15 protein-coding genes and 1 riboswitch are annotated in these 14,398 nt (G+C 27.9%); of the genes, 4 read left to right on the top strand and 11 right to left on the bottom strand.

Going from position 1 to position 14,398, the window contains the following annotated elements; genetic code table 11:
• Positions 1-72 precede the first annotated feature (72 nt).
• Positions 73-249, bottom strand: a riboswitch (Lysine riboswitch).
• A 154-nt stretch (positions 250-403) separates the two neighbouring features.
• Both ACJDU8_RS12365 and ACJDU8_RS12360 read right to left on the bottom strand, forming a co-directional pair.
• A complete protein-coding gene (locus tag ACJDU8_RS12365; protein WP_406792455.1) occupies positions 404-829 on the bottom strand; it encodes a bacteriohemerythrin in 426 nt (141 codons plus the stop codon).
• A gap of 255 nt (positions 830-1,084) precedes the next feature.
• A complete protein-coding gene (locus ACJDU8_RS12360; protein ID WP_406792454.1) occupies positions 1,085-1,447 on the bottom strand; it encodes a phage holin family protein in 363 nt (120 codons plus the stop codon).
• A gap of 298 nt (positions 1,448-1,745) precedes the next feature.
• Between ACJDU8_RS12360 and ACJDU8_RS12355 the strand changes: the two genes are divergently transcribed.
• Positions 1,746-2,072, top strand: a complete 327-nt coding sequence (locus ACJDU8_RS12355) for a hypothetical protein (protein ID WP_406792453.1) — start codon at positions 1,746-1,748, stop codon at positions 2,070-2,072.
• A gap of 110 nt (positions 2,073-2,182) precedes the next feature.
• On the opposite strand, the gene ACJDU8_RS12350 is transcribed toward ACJDU8_RS12355, so the two are convergent.
• Positions 2,183-2,383: an alpha/beta-type small acid-soluble spore protein gene (locus tag ACJDU8_RS12350; protein WP_406792452.1), complete on the bottom strand. Its 201-nt coding sequence runs from the start codon at positions 2,381-2,383 to the stop codon at positions 2,183-2,185.
• A 236-nt stretch (positions 2,384-2,619) separates the two neighbouring features.
• Between ACJDU8_RS12350 and ACJDU8_RS12345 the strand changes: the two genes are divergently transcribed.
• The gene (locus ACJDU8_RS12345) at positions 2,620-3,468 is read left to right on the top strand and encodes a PHP domain-containing protein (protein WP_406792451.1); all 849 of its coding nucleotides are present in this window, start codon (positions 2,620-2,622) and stop codon (positions 3,466-3,468) included.
• Between the two features lie 63 nt (positions 3,469-3,531).
• Here the strand turns inward: ACJDU8_RS12345 and ACJDU8_RS12340 are convergent, their stop codons facing one another.
• From ACJDU8_RS12340 to hprK, 4 genes are all read right to left on the bottom strand, one after another.
• Positions 3,532-4,932, bottom strand: coding sequence for an aminopeptidase (locus ACJDU8_RS12340; RefSeq protein ID WP_406792450.1), 1,401 nt, complete (start codon positions 4,930-4,932; stop codon positions 3,532-3,534).
• A gap of 122 nt (positions 4,933-5,054) precedes the next feature.
• Positions 5,055-5,993: a magnesium transporter CorA family protein gene (locus ACJDU8_RS12335; RefSeq protein ID WP_406792449.1), complete on the bottom strand. Its 939-nt coding sequence runs from the start codon at positions 5,991-5,993 to the stop codon at positions 5,055-5,057.
• Positions 5,994-6,119: 126 nt separating this feature from the next.
• Complete coding sequence (locus ACJDU8_RS12330; RefSeq protein ID WP_406792448.1) at positions 6,120-6,668, bottom strand: 5-formyltetrahydrofolate cyclo-ligase; 549 nt, start codon at positions 6,666-6,668, stop codon at positions 6,120-6,122.
• Positions 6,661-7,587 carry an HPr(Ser) kinase/phosphatase gene (gene hprK / locus ACJDU8_RS12325; RefSeq protein WP_406792447.1) on the bottom strand — a complete coding sequence of 309 codons (927 nt, stop codon included), beginning with the start codon at positions 7,585-7,587 and terminating at the stop codon, positions 6,661-6,663. Before hprK ends, ACJDU8_RS12330 begins: the two co-directional genes overlap by 8 nt.
• A gap of 223 nt (positions 7,588-7,810) precedes the next feature.
• Here hprK and ACJDU8_RS12320 point away from each other — a divergent pair, with 223 nt between their 5' ends.
• Positions 7,811-7,978 carry a Spo0E family sporulation regulatory protein-aspartic acid phosphatase gene (locus ACJDU8_RS12320; protein WP_406792446.1) on the top strand — a complete coding sequence of 56 codons (168 nt, stop codon included), beginning with the start codon at positions 7,811-7,813 and terminating at the stop codon, positions 7,976-7,978.
• A gap of 368 nt (positions 7,979-8,346) precedes the next feature.
• On the opposite strand, the gene ACJDU8_RS12315 is transcribed toward ACJDU8_RS12320, so the two are convergent.
• From ACJDU8_RS12315 to ACJDU8_RS12300, 4 genes are all read right to left on the bottom strand, one after another.
• Positions 8,347-10,077: a B12-binding domain-containing radical SAM protein gene (locus tag ACJDU8_RS12315; protein ID WP_406792445.1), complete on the bottom strand. Its 1,731-nt coding sequence runs from the start codon at positions 10,075-10,077 to the stop codon at positions 8,347-8,349.
• A gap of 65 nt (positions 10,078-10,142) precedes the next feature.
• Positions 10,143-10,652: a class I SAM-dependent methyltransferase gene (locus ACJDU8_RS12310; protein WP_406792444.1), complete on the bottom strand. Its 510-nt coding sequence runs from the start codon at positions 10,650-10,652 to the stop codon at positions 10,143-10,145.
• Positions 10,653-10,759: 107 nt separating this feature from the next.
• Entirely contained in the window at positions 10,760-11,476 is a 717-nt protein-coding gene (locus ACJDU8_RS12305) for a zinc dependent phospholipase C family protein (protein ID WP_406792443.1), read from the bottom strand.
• Between the two features lie 42 nt (positions 11,477-11,518).
• On the bottom strand, positions 11,519-12,826 hold the full coding sequence (locus ACJDU8_RS12300; RefSeq protein WP_406792442.1) for a PQQ-dependent sugar dehydrogenase family protein: 1,308 nt from the start codon (positions 12,824-12,826) through the stop codon (positions 11,519-11,521).
• Between the two features lie 237 nt (positions 12,827-13,063).
• Between ACJDU8_RS12300 and spoVB the strand changes: the two genes are divergently transcribed.
• Positions 13,064-14,395 carry a stage V sporulation protein B gene (gene spoVB / locus ACJDU8_RS12295; protein ID WP_406792441.1) on the top strand — a complete coding sequence of 444 codons (1,332 nt, stop codon included), beginning with the start codon at positions 13,064-13,066 and terminating at the stop codon, positions 14,393-14,395.
• The last annotated feature ends 3 nt before the right edge of the window (positions 14,396-14,398 follow it).

Here is a 14,398-nt window from a genome sequence, read left to right as displayed (position 1 = left end):
GAAGTAAATAAGATACACATAAAAATAGCCTTGAGAGTGTACACCCAAGGTTAAAAATATATTAATTCCACAATGAATGATAGCTCTTCACAAATTAAATTTGTGACAGTCTTGCATATATTTTATACAAAACCAGTTAATCCAACATTAAAGCATTTATTGAATACTTCGGCAAAATTTCCTTTTAAGTTTCTTCATAGTGCTTGTCTCCAAAACTCTACTTATAAATCTTGCACCTCTATCTTAATTATTCACTTATAGTACATATACATTATGTACTATAATATAAAATTAGTCAATAGACTTTCCTTGCATTTATTTACCCTTTATGACAAAAATCACAATATATAACTATACAATATATGATTATTTTGTCATATTGGCACCCTCATATACTTGCTCCTCATTTCTTCACATTCCTAAATTTTAAACTATTAAAATAATCCTTCATTTTTAAATCCATCCCCAGTATGTGTTCCGATATCCAATTATACACAAAATCTAAAAGCTTTAATATAGACTTCTGTACATCCTCGTCCAATTCTTCTATATCCACATTTTCAATTTTATTTATAAAAGCATCATGTGCTTTTTTTTGCTGATTATATGCGGGATAATCATAAAGTTTCATTATTTTCTCTTCATCTTCAAAGTGATATATGGCATATTCTTTAAGATCATCAACTAAATTTAAAACATCTCCAAAATAATCTACATGATTTTCATTTATTATAAGTTCATATACAGACTCTCCTATCTCAAAAAGTCTTTTATGTTCTTCGTCTATCCTTTTAATTCCACATTTATAATCATCTTTCCACTTAAACATTATATTACCTTCCTCGTATTTTTTTAATATTTTTTATGACAATATATATTATGATTATAGCAAAAATTGAAATTATAAACTACTTAAAGTTATAATTTTTTATACAACATACTTTCATCCAAAAAAACACATCAAAATTGAAATAATTTATCAATTTTGATGTGCAAAAATATTTTAAATAAAGCTACTAAGTTTTCAAATTACAACTTATAAAATAAACTATCTTTTAAAAATTTGATTTAAAAAGACAACATTTTACATAACTCTTCCAGGAATTACAGCATCTAATATACCTATAACCACTGCTGCTAAAACAGCCCCTAATAGAGAAACACTCATATGCGGTACTAAAAATTGAGTTAAATACAGTATTATAGCTGCAATTATAAAACCTTTTACTCCTTTTCCAAAAGGAGATGCATCTACACCCATAAATCTTTCTACAAAATAGTCTATCAAGCTTATTACAACTGCCGCCAATAAATACGACCACAGTCCTACTATTCTAAAACCAGGTGTTAAAAATGAAGTTATTCCCAGTACAATCACTGTTAAAATAAATCTTACTATATAACCTCCTACAGAAGACTTTCCTGATTCTTTATTTGTATCACCCATGGAAGTCACTCCTTTTCAATAAAATATTTATTTTACATAAACATAGTTTTTACCTAAAGCATAAAAAATATTTAAGAATAATGAACTTTTTAAACAATTTTAAATTTAATATGTTGACAAAAATAGATATAATCCTCAATTTTTTAAATAATAAAAAGCTCATATTCTGTATATTAAAAATCAATATTGACAAAATAAAAGAAAAAAGGTATAAGTAATATTGTCTATATAGAACAAATTTTAAGTTTAAAAGTATAGATATATTAGTTCTAATAATTTATTGAAAAGGAGTATAATAATGAAAACATTTCAAACTCTTATTGATGAAACTTTAAAATCTAGAGACTTGGATGAACTGGAATCTGCGGCTGATTTATTTCAATTCGGCATTGAAAAGGGATATTATAATAAAAAGCAAGCAAATGAATTTAATAATGCTTACTGGAGAACTAAGGATAAGCACTTGGCCCATGAAATTGCTAGTGAAATAAATTCCACTAGATTGAATGTTATAAACATAGTTTCCAGCGCCCCAGTGAATATAAAGGACAATAAAACTGAACTTTTAAACTATGTAAATGGACGAATAAAAGCACTTAGAGGTAAAATAAGTGGTATAAAATAATCTATACCATTACTTGTATACATTTTCATTTAGATATTTGCACCTCATTACGTTAAAAAGTCAGATGAAATGAATTTCATCTGACTTTGTTTATATCTACTTTAATTTTTTTACTTTAAATTCTGCTCATAGGCCTGAACCATCTTTTTAACCATATTTCCGCCTACTGATCCCGCTTCCCTTGAAGTAAGATCTCCATTATATCCTTCTTTTAAATTCACTCCTACTTCCCTAGCTGACTCCAATTTAAATTTATTTAAAGCTTCTTTAGCCTGGGGAACTAAAACTCTATTTGAACTATTACTTGCCATGATTAATTTCCTCCTCTTCTTTTATATTCTTTGCTTTATTTTATTTTATATTACACTATAAGTTTGCTCCATATAAAAATTATTACACTATAAAATTGTATGAAAATAAGCTAATTTCTATCATAAATAGAATCTTTTTATGCATAAAATATATTAATTCCTATAGTTCCCTGTTAAATAACTATTATTTAGAGTATAATTTACATATATTAATTTTTAACAAGTAGGTGATTTTATTGTATAAAAAAGGAGATTTTCATTTGCACACAACTGCTTCTGACGGTATGTTATCTCCTGCTGAAATAGTACATGGTTCAAAAAGATTAGGTTTAGACATAGTTGCTATAACAGATCATGATACTATATCTGGCATAGATAGCGCTTTATATGAAGGAGATAAGATAAATTTGAAAGTTATCCCGGGATTGGAATTATCTACTCTATACCAAAATAAAAGTGTTCATATATTAGGTTACTTTAAGGATATCACCTGTATATCATCAGAATTTAAAAAATTCTTAAAAGAAATGAACACATATAGAGTAGAAAGGGCAAAAAAAATAGTTGATAATCTACATAAATTTTTTAATATAAATCTTTCTTATGAAAATATATTAAAAAATGCCCACGGAATTATTGCAAGACCCCACATTGCTCAGGCTATTATAAATGAAGGATATAATTATAGTTTTGAATATATATTTAAAAACTTTATAGGTGAATCCTGTTTAGCTTATGTACCAAATAAAAAATTATCTACCCTAGAAGGCATAAAGATGCTTCAATCCCTAAATGCCCTCACTGTATTAGCTCACCCTGTACTTGTAAAAGATGTTGACATAGAAGGATTAATCCAGCTTCCCTTTCATGGTATAGAGGCAATTTACTCTAACAATACTAAAGAGGATACACATAAATTTATAGAATATGCTAAAAAATATAATAAAATAATAACTGCAGGTTCTGATTTCCACGGTATAACTGCAGAAAAAGAAAAAACTTCTAAACATTCACATAATATAGGACAGGTATTTTTAGATGGGGATAGAATAGATATTTTTTTGAATAAACTCAATAGCCTTTAAAAATGTATAACAACAAAATCCTGTATAATCTCTAAAATTTGAAATAATACAGGATTTTTTCTATTATATTTCCTTTAAAAAAGCAGCATAACCTTTTACAGCTTCATATATATCCGCCTTACTTGATACTTCCCATGGAGCGTGCATATTTTGCAGTGCTATGCCGCAATCTATAACCTGCATATTATATTGAGCCAATATATAGGCTATAGTTCCTCCGCCGCCTTGATCTACTTTACCAAGTTCTGAGGTCTGCCATGATACATCATTTTTTTCCATTATATTTCTTAGTTCAGCTATATACTCAGGATTTGCATCATTACACCCGGACTTTCCTCTAGAACCTGTATATTTATTAAACACTATTCCTTTGCCAAAGTAAGCTGAATTATTCTTTTCCATGACAGATGGATAATTAGGATCAAACGCTGCACTAACATCTGAAGATAACATTTTTGAGTTTGTTAAAGTTCTCCTTAATTTTAAATCATTATAATCTCCACAAAGCGCTATAACTTCTGCTACTATATTTTCAAAAAATCTTGAATGCATTCCAGTAGCTCCCACACTTCCTATTTCTTCTTTATCTACTAAAAGAGTAACACAGGTTTTATCAGGATTATTTACATTCATCATGGCTTCAAAAGAAGTATATGCACATATTCTATCATCCTGCCCATAAGCCATAACCATACTTTTATCCAATCCAAAGTCCCTGGCAGCCCCTGCAGGAACTACCTCCAATTCTGCCGACACGAAATCTTCCTCTTCTATCTTATACTTATCATTTAATAATTTTAAAATATTTTGTTTCACTCTATCCTTGGCTTCTTTATCTTGAATTGGAATACTTCCAATTAATATATTTAAATCTTCTCCTTCTATTACCTTATTTGCCTTCTTCTCCATTTGAGTTGAGGCTAAATGTATAAGTAAATCAGATATTCCAACTACAGGTTCATCTTCCTTTTCCCCTATTGCTATTTCTATTTTACTACCGTCCTTTTTCACTATGACACCATGAATAGCTAGTGGAATAGTAACCCACTGATACTTTTTTATTCCGCCATAATAATGGGTATCTAAAAGTGCCAGCTCTGTATCTTCATATAAAGGATTTTGCTTTAAGTCAATTCTTGGAGAATCCACATGAGCACCAAGTATCCTCATACCCTCTTGTATATCTTTGCTTCCAACTACAAAAAGTGCTAAAGTTTTATCCTTATTATTAGCGTAAACTTTATCACCTGGCTTTAAAGTTAGTTTTTCACTTATTACAGTTTCCAAATTTCTATAACCATTTTTCTCCGCTCTAGATATAAATTCTTTTATGCATTCTCTCTCTGTTTTACATTTGGACATAAAACTTTTATATGCATCGGATAATTGAAAAAGCAACTTAAAATCCTTCTTTGAATATTTATCCCAGGCATACTTATATTTTTTAGTTAGATTATTTGACATTTTATCTCCCCTTATCTATATTTAATTTACAATAATATTATGAAAAAATAAGTGGTAACATTCATTTTATTACCAATTATATTTTATCATAATAATTTTATTAAAATGATTGTTACATTAATTTAAAGCCACTTTTTTCTCTTGAATACGCATATGAGAGTTGCAGCTACAACACCCATTATCAATACTACATAGTGGCACCCATTATCATGTTCTACAAAAGGGATTCCTTTTAAATTCATGCCGTACATACTGCTTATTAAATTCAAAGGCAAAAATATAGTTGCTATTACGGTAAAAATTTTCATAAGTTCATTAGTTTTATTTGCAATTTCTGATTCAAAAGCTTCCCTTACTAAAGCCAGATCCTGAACTAAACTCTCAAGGGAAAGCATAAGCTTTTCTATTTTTCTATTTAAGTTTATAAAATATTTCATACTATCTGCATCAATTACAAGGTTGTCATTTATAACTAAACTATCCCCTATGTATATAAGAGGATTTAAATATTTCCTTATCTTATAAACCTGTCTTCTGAGAGTTATTAGACTATCTATTTGCTCATGTCTTGGGTTTTTTAACACACTTATTTCAATTTTATCTGCTTCAACCTCTAGTTCAGATATGATATCATAATTTCTCACTACTATTCTATCTAAAATATAATAGAGAAGTATACACACTTTTGGATTATCTTTTAACACAAAACAATTTTTAGAATCATTTATATCCTTCATTAAAGTATCTAATATATCAATTCTATCTTTATATACCGTTATTATATAATTTCTACTTAAGAACACATTCAATTCTTTGGATACTACTATTTCTTCTACATAACTAAGCACATTAAATATCATAAATATGTATCCATCAAAAAAGCTTATTTTGGGCACCTGTGAAAAAGTCTTGCATTCATCTATGGTTTCTCTGTCTACAGATATAAAACAATCTAATCTATCAATTTCGTCTATAGGCAAAAGTATCCAATAATGATTACCTACAAAATCAATATTTTCAGTAATTTCTTGAAAATTATTGTCTATATTTAATATTTGCACAAAAAACACCACCAATAAAAACTACAAGCAATTTAAATTCTATATGTCTCATACATATAGAATAAGTCCAGTTTATATTAGTGTGTTAATTTTAATCCTAAATAATTCATTATTCTAATAGTATTTTTAATCGTAAATAATATCATCCATGAATACATCATACTTTTCCATAGGAATTTCATTCAAAACTTGAAAGCTATATGCTAGTCCAATTTTTTTCGAATCAACTCTCACCTTTTTTAAAAACCTATCATAATATCCCCCGCCATATCCTATCCTGCCGCCATTTTTGTCAAATGCCATGCCAGGAACATAGGAGAGATCAATAGATGTCTCTTCTATTTTTTCTAAACTTGTATTTTGAGGCTCTAATATTTTATAGGCACCTTCTTTTAAATCATTAAATTTATATATTCTAACCGCTTCCATACCTCCATCTTTATATATAACTTTGGGAACACAAACCAGTTTCCCTTCTTTTAACGCTCTCTTTATTATTCTATGAGTATCCACTTCACTTTTATAACTTACAAATATAAATATACTTTTTGCTTTATTATATTCTTCACTTCCTATAATTTTTTCAAATATTATGCTATCTAATTTTTCTTTATCTAATTTAGGCAGGTTGTCCCTTTTTTCTTTCATGGCTTTTCTTATATAAAATTTATTCATCCTCACCATCTTCTTTTCTAAGCTCTTGTATTCTCTCACTTATTACATCTACTGGAGTTACATTGGACACAAGGCTATATCTGTAATTTGCAGCTGCAGCTTCTATTATAACAGCTAGATTTCTTCCTGGTCTTATAGGAACTTTCAATTTTCTTACGGGTACATTTAATATATCCATATATTCTTTATCTATGCCTAGTCTATCATAATTTTCATCTTTTTTCCACTGTTCTAAGCATATTATCAAACTAATGTTCTTTGTTTTCAGTACAGAACTTAACCCATAGAGGGCAGAAATATCAATTATTCCCATACCTCTAACCTCTATCATACCTGATGTGATATATGGAGAAGTTCCATTAAGTACTCCATCTATTTGTTTTATATCAACTGCGTCATCAGCTACCAGCCTATGTCCTCTTTTTATAAGTTCCAGTGCAGTTTCACTCTTTCCTATACCACTTTCTCCTGTTATAAGTATACCAATACCATATACGTCCATTAAAACACCATGAAGTCTAGTTTCAGGAGCTAACTTAACATCTAAATAATTCATAAGTCTATTTATAAATCTTGTAGAGATATTATTGGTTCTAAGTATCCATCTTTCATTTTTAATAGCACTTTCTAAAAATTCTTTATGGGGTGTTAATCCTCTGGTAATTATGGTGCCTGGATTATCAAATTCAAAATACTTTTCCAATCTTTTTTTTCTAAGTTCTGGCTGCATAGCATCTAAAAAACTCCATTCAGCTTTCCCCACTATCTGAACTCTCTCATTGGCATAGTAATTATAGAACCCGCTAAATTGAAGTCCAGGTCTATTTATATCACTTACAATTATTTCATTTATATTTTTCCCTTTATTTATAACTTCCAATTCCAAATCTTTTATAATATCTTCCACTGTTACCGACATATTTTCACCTCTCAGTTCAGTATTACTTTAATTTTATTTTGTATAAATTATTTTATATTGTCAACTGCAAATAAAATATATTATTGTGACAAAATCTATATATAGAGAGATTTTGTTTATTTTTGTGTTATATTGTATATTAATGACTAATAAAAGATATGTTTATTTATCTATTATCTGTTAAAATATATAGAGTAAAAAAGTTTTTGCTGGGGGAATAATAATGAAAACTGATTTAAAAACTTTAGACATAGAAATAAATAATCTAAAAGAAACTTTATATTTATTAATGAAAACAAGTAAGCTTACTGATGATATAGTTGTCAAATACAGCAAAAAATTGGACGAGTTAATTTTAAAGTACCAAAAAGAAAATAATTTTAAAAAATAATTATTTAGCTAATAAAAATCTCCTGCTAAAATTCTATTCCCAGATAGATTATTTAAACTAACTTTTATCTTGAAAATGAGAGTATACTTATAAATAATATATTCCTTAATGAATACAAATAACACATACATATAAATTTCCTTTAAACTAGTAAAAAGAACAGTACAAGTTTTACTGTTCTTTTTTATCCGAACGCTACCATTGCTAACATCCCCACCTTCTTCAAAGTGGGGGATAAGCACTGCTACGCGCCTGGATAAGTTCTTCTCCTAAAGGATAACGTATTCTAAGTGCTGAAGACACTAAGAATACTGTTAATAAGGTTCAGATAGAGAAAAGTATTTCTCATAAGCAAACTCCACCTGAACCTAAGAATCACTTGATAAGAGGTTAGATAATAAATATATTTCTTTATTCCTTATAATATCAAATATTACATATTCTTGTACTTCTTCTAATACAGATGTAGTTAAAAACTTTTCTACATTTATAAAAAATTTTTCTATGTGATAACTTTCTGATACTTTTATATAGCCCTCTTCAATTTTTTCTCTTATATGTTTTTCCTCATTTTTATCCCTATATCTTATTAAAAAATCTGGAATCCACTTTTTCTTATTAAATTTTAAATAATCATACTTTATTATTTCCCTAAGTTCCATACTTTTTTTATTAAAACATTCTTCTTCAAACTCTAAGAATACCCTATAATAATCTGCTGCGGATATATTCCTGTTAAAATACCCCTTATTATAAAAAAACACCGCAAGTTCATAATAAAAGTCAAAAGCTGTTTTAAACTTAAAAATAAAATACTTTATTATATTTTTAAATTTACCAGAATTATAGTATTTATCTACTACCTGTTCTATTCTCTTTAAGATTACAATTTCTTTATAATCCATATACTGGGTCTTCAGAATCTCATAGGGAGCATAAGGAGAATACACCATTTTCCACTTTTCTGCTTCTTCCCTCATAGGTGAGCCCTTTAGTAATTTTAAAAATCCCAGTTGAATTTCTTCTGGCTCTAGAGAATATACTTCATTAAAAGATCTTTTAAAGGATTGAAAATTTTCCCCCGGAAGTCCCGCTATTAAATCTAAGTGTTGTTTTATATTATTATTTTTTTTAATTTTTCTTACTTTTTGTTCTATATCTTTAAATTTAACATATCTGTTTATGTTATTTAAAACACTGTCATTTGTGGTTTGAACTCCCACCTCAAATTGAATTCTCCCCTTTGGTGCTTTCCGCAGTAATTCTATCTCTTCTTCTGTAATAATATCTGCTGAAATTTCAAAATGAAATATACATTCCGTATCAGCTTCTATTATAAATTTCCATAATTCCATAGCAAACTTAGGATTGCAATTAAAAGTCCTGTCTACAAATTTTATAAGCTTTATATTTTTCCCCATTAAAAACTTAATTTCCCTTTTCACTCTTTCTATATTCAAAAATCTTACACCATGAACAGTTGAAGAAAGACAATATTTACAAGAAAAGGGACATCCCCTGCTGGATTCGTAGTATACAATTTTATTTGTTAAATCATCCTGCTCGTCATAGGGAAATATTATTTTGTTCATATCCATTAATTCTCTTTCTTCATTTAAAGTTACCTGTCCATTCCATTTAAAACAAAGTCCTTTTATTTTTTTTAGACTCAAAGAAAATTCATAATTATCCTTTTCTTCTATTTTATTAAAATATTCTATTTGAAACTTTACAAATTCATAGTAAGTATCTTCCCCTTCACCTACTATTATGTATTCTCCTGGCAATTTTTTCAAAAGATTATAACTATCATAAGATACTTCAGGTCCTCCGTATAAAATTTTAATAGAAGGATCTACAAGTTTAATAAGTACCGCTAATGATTTAATGTACTCTATATTCCATATATAGCAGGAAAAAGCCACTACATCCGGATTCTCACCTATAATCTCCTCTAATACTTTTTCTCTTCTGTCATTTATAGTAAATTCTCTTATAACACAATTATATGAAAGCTCTTTAGTATATGCTTTTAAATATCTTACTGCTAGATTACTATGAATAAATTTTGAATTAAGTGCTGTTAATAGTATCTTCATATATATCCTCAATTTCCTTTCTCTATACATATTTAAAAATATTGTGAATTAATTGGTGAATTTCATTAAACTTCCCTTTTCTTTTGAGCCTTTATATAATAAAGCCCATCTGAATTTTTTAAATCTAAAATTTTAAAATATTTATCCAGCAATTTTAATGTATTTTGTTTAGAATTATTTTTTAAAATATTGAAATCCATTATTCTTATTTTTTTTATCTCTCCCCCCGGTACTAAAATTTTTACATACCCATTAAAAATTTTACTATAACCTTTATCAATATCCCATATATGCAGCAAACCATCTTCTTTTAAATATCTGTATATGTCTTCAATAAAATTTTTCTTTTTAAAATTAAACCACAGTTTATTAAGTGAGAACAATAATATACAATTATGATAATAGTTTTCTTTTATATTTTTTTCTTCCTCTTTTCCATTTATATATTCTATATTTACATCATCATTAAATTCCTTGTATATATTATATACTATACCTTGATTCTCCAGTCCCACATCTAATAAATTTCCTCTAAATATTTGGTTTTCCATATTTATAAATATAGTTTTACTCATCTCCACCACTACCCTTTACCAATATTAAGAACGACTTCATATTTAAATACATAATATGTTAGCTACTAATTATATATGTTCTTGAAAAGCAAAAAAAATCCTCCCGTTTATGGGAGAATTTTAAAGTTTTTTATTTTTTCATAATATTTAACCATAAATCCCGCAGTAGTTCTTTGGGCCTCTTTTAAAATAGTTACAGCTATCTTACCATATTTTTCATTTCTAGATTCTATATTGCTATTTTTTATATAAATACTATTTGCCATTATAGCATTATTCTTTATAAAATCTTCTAACTTTTCATACATTATAACTCCATCTTCTGCTATAAAAGAGTAATCTGTCATAAGTCTGCTTATTATCCAAAGTTCAAATTTTCTATGACTATTCAAAAGTTTATTATTTACATGGTGAGGAACTGTAACATCTTGAACAAGATGGCAGGAAGCTCCAAAATAAAATAGGGCCTTTTCCATTTGATTAGACTCTAAAAGCTTCAGAGATTTATTATAATATTTTTTACACTCTGTCAGTGCATCGGAAAATCCATATAATCCTTTTCCTCTACTTATGTGATAGAAGTGATTTGAACTTTTAAAATCTTGATCTGCCCAAGTAACTCCTGCATTTAAGGCATTTATATATTTTTTAAAAAAATTATATTCTTCTTCATAGCCATCATTTTTCAATATTTCAATAGACTGTATAATTATAAATTTATGGACAGTACAATTAGTTTTCATAATTTTCTTCTTAAGTGGATTTACTGCAAAAAATATTCTCCTTACAGCATTTCCATAGGTTCTTTCAATTTCATGTTTCATATAAAAAATAATCTCCTCTTTAAAATAGAATATATCTACAAATTATTGAATTTGAATTTTTAGAATTAATATAACACCAAGCACTGATACAAAAATTAAATAGGGATAAATATTTTTGCTTGCTTTTATGTGTTCATTAATTTTACCTCTGCTTATACTATATAAATAGCCTTCATTTTCGTCAAGTGCCAATAACTCCCTATTAAATATTTTAATGTTTGAAATTTGAGAATTGCTGTTAAATTTAATTTCCTCCATAGGTGAACCTATTCCACGAAAGCTATATATTATACTATCTGACTTATCATAAAAAAATATACTATCTTTCTGGTTTAAAACTCCTTCTGTATCTATAGTCAGTTTCCCTATGGCACCTACCGCTTTATGCTGATATAAAGGTGCTGGTGGATTAGCGTTTGGATGGTTATCCAGTACAAATTGCAGAGGAGAATTTTTAATACTTTTGAACTTAGGGGAAGTAACAGGATCTCCGCCACTATAGTCTGGCCATCCATACCATACACCCTTTTTAATTTCATATATATAATCCGTATCGCCTATAACCGGTCTGCTTCCTCTATTTTCCATACCGCCAATGGCACATATAAATTTACCGTCACTTGTAAAATCCATTCCCGTTACATTTCTTATTCCTGAGGCAAAGGTTTCACTGCTGCCGTCTGCTAGATCATATACAATAACAGAGGCATTTCCCGGAAAATGTTTAGGAATTATTTGTCCCTTTACACTTTGAGTATTATAGCTTTGAAAAGCCCCTCTCTTTTCTCTTCCAAAATTTATACCTTTCAAGGTTAAATCAATAGGAGTAACATCATGGGCATAAAGATTATTTTTTATCCATATATTATCATCTCCTACTACAGCCGAATTAGTGGCAGCCCCTATAGACACATATATATATCCTCCCTTTACCTTTAATACACTATCCTTGTAATCTCCATAATTAGGCATGCCACTTATAAGTACCGAGTTTTCACCTTTTTCTATGGAGTAACAATATACTTTATCATCAGAAGAATAATATAAGTTTCCCTTGTAATAATCCATGCTGTAAATATTTAAACTTAAATTTTTTAATATATCATAACTTTCTCCATCACTTTTTATTATTTGTATTCTATTCTTATATGCTATGTAATAAGTACCTTTTTCATCCACCACAAAATCAACGGCACCTTTCAATCCTCTATATTTTAAGTTACAACTTAAGGTAACATCTTTAATTTGAACTTTAATTTTTGAATGAGTTTTATAAAAATAAAATTTAATTACAAAAACTGATACTAGAACAATTATAATCATGGACAAAATTTTTAGTAACTTCTTCATATATAATACTCTCCTTAAAATATATCTTAACAATAAATATATATTATAAAAATCTCTACATATGAGTACCTTCTTTTAATAACTAAAAATTAAGAATTATTAAAACAAGTTTTTCAAAATTATCTATAACCCTCAATTATTAATTTAAGGAGAATATACTTTAAAACATTGTCATAGTTATTAATATTAAATAATTTTATATCAATACTATACTATAATTGGAAAACAGGAGTTTTTATGAAAAGAGACAGGTTTTTAAAAAGTTCACTTACTTTAATTTTTGCAAATTTAATTACTTCAATATTTGCATTCATATTTTCCATCATATTATCTAGAAAATTAGGTGCAGAGGGCATGGGACTTTATGGACTCATAATGCCGGTATACGATTTGTTTGTATGCCTTATATCGGGAGGTATGATAACAGCTCTATCCAAAGTAGCCGCTGTATACTTCAGTAAAGATGATTTTAATAATTTAAATAATTCTATAGATGTATCTCTTACCTTCAATTCTGTATTGGCTACATTTATAGTGTGTATCATATTTATAAATGCCCCCTATATAGGAGTCAAAATAATAAAAGACCCAAGAGCCATACATGCTATTCAGGTTATGTGTCCCGGTATATTTTTTATAGCCCTTTCTTCTATACTTAAAGGTTACTTTTATGGAATATCCCAAGTAAAAATACCTGCATTTATAGATATATCAGAAAAATTTCTTCGCATTACCATAATAATATTTATAATAACTTTATTCTGCTTGAAAGACATAAGGAGCACTGTAACTGCAGCTTACATAACCTTAGCCATTGGTGAATTTATAAGTTTTATTATTCTTTATATAATGTACAAAATTAAAAAGAAGAAATTAGGATTTAATAATTCATATTATGAGGATAAATTACAACTTTTATTTAATATACTTGTTATATCTTTTCCTCTATGTCTAAATGGTTTTTTAACTACGGCACTTTCTGCAATTTCCACTTTAATAGTTCCAAGGAGACTTGTGGCTTCAGGTATAGAATACAACTTGGCACTTAGCATGATAGGTAAGTTTGACGGAATGGCCCTTAATATAATTTTTCTACCTATTACCATTATAAACTCTATGTCCATAGTACTAATTCCAGATTTATCCGAAAAAATGAGTAACAGAGATTATTGGGCTATAGAAAATAGAGTATCTCAAATAATAAAAGTATCTCTTCTTTTAGGTATTGTCACTATGATAATTTGTATTAGTATGTCTGGTTACTTGGGAGAATTATTTTATAAAAGATATGATCTTGACTCTTACATAAGATTTGCTGCTTTATCTGCCCCTGTTGTATTTGTTTCCATGGCCACTTTTGGTATTCTAAATGGAATTGGGAAACAAAATATAATACTTAGAAATTCCCTTATTTCTTCTGTTTTAGAACTAGTATTAATATACATACTCACAGGTATACCTTGGATAAACATATATGGCTGTGGTATAAGCTTAATTATAACTTATTTTACTACTTTAATTTTAAATATGCGTGAAATTATAAAAGAAAACTTCTATGGTTATTCATAGAAG

Source organism: Candidatus Clostridium eludens, from assembly GCF_045310515.1.
In the GTDB taxonomy this organism is placed as follows: Bacteria; Bacillota; Clostridia; order Clostridiales; family Clostridiaceae; genus Clostridium_B; species Clostridium_B eludens.
The sequence above is the reverse complement of the archived record's forward strand: the minus strand, read 5'-3'. Positions and strand labels throughout refer to the sequence as shown.

Excerpts from the sequence above, each read along its gene's own strand:
- ACJDU8_RS12320 (WP_406792446.1), top strand. The coding sequence starts at position 7,811 with ATGAAAACTGATTTAAAAACTTTAGACATAGAAATAAATAATCTAAAA.
- ACJDU8_RS12360 (WP_406792454.1), bottom strand. The coding sequence starts at position 1,447 with ATGGGTGATACAAATAAAGAATCAGGAAAGTCTTCTGTAGGAGGTTAT.
- ACJDU8_RS12355 (WP_406792453.1), top strand. The coding sequence starts at position 1,746 with ATGAAAACATTTCAAACTCTTATTGATGAAACTTTAAAATCTAGAGAC.
- spoVB (WP_406792441.1), top strand. The coding sequence starts at position 13,064 with ATGAAAAGAGACAGGTTTTTAAAAAGTTCACTTACTTTAATTTTTGCA.
- ACJDU8_RS12315 (WP_406792445.1), bottom strand. The coding sequence starts at position 10,077 with ATGAAGATACTATTAACAGCACTTAATTCAAAATTTATTCATAGTAAT.
- ACJDU8_RS12305 (WP_406792443.1), bottom strand. The coding sequence starts at position 11,476 with ATGAAACATGAAATTGAAAGAACCTATGGAAATGCTGTAAGGAGAATA.
- hprK (WP_406792447.1), bottom strand. The coding sequence starts at position 7,587 with ATGTCGGTAACAGTGGAAGATATTATAAAAGATTTGGAATTGGAAGTT.
- ACJDU8_RS12300 (WP_406792442.1), bottom strand. The coding sequence starts at position 12,826 with ATGAAGAAGTTACTAAAAATTTTGTCCATGATTATAATTGTTCTAGTA.
- ACJDU8_RS12350 (WP_406792452.1), bottom strand. The coding sequence starts at position 2,383 with ATGGCAAGTAATAGTTCAAATAGAGTTTTAGTTCCCCAGGCTAAAGAA.
- ACJDU8_RS12340 (WP_406792450.1), bottom strand. The coding sequence starts at position 4,932 with ATGTCAAATAATCTAACTAAAAAATATAAGTATGCCTGGGATAAATAT.
- ACJDU8_RS12330 (WP_406792448.1), bottom strand. The coding sequence starts at position 6,668 with ATGAATAAATTTTATATAAGAAAAGCCATGAAAGAAAAAAGGGACAAC.
- ACJDU8_RS12365 (WP_406792455.1), bottom strand. The coding sequence starts at position 829 with ATGTTTAAGTGGAAAGATGATTATAAATGTGGAATTAAAAGGATAGAC.
- ACJDU8_RS12310 (WP_406792444.1), bottom strand. The coding sequence starts at position 10,652 with ATGAGTAAAACTATATTTATAAATATGGAAAACCAAATATTTAGAGGA.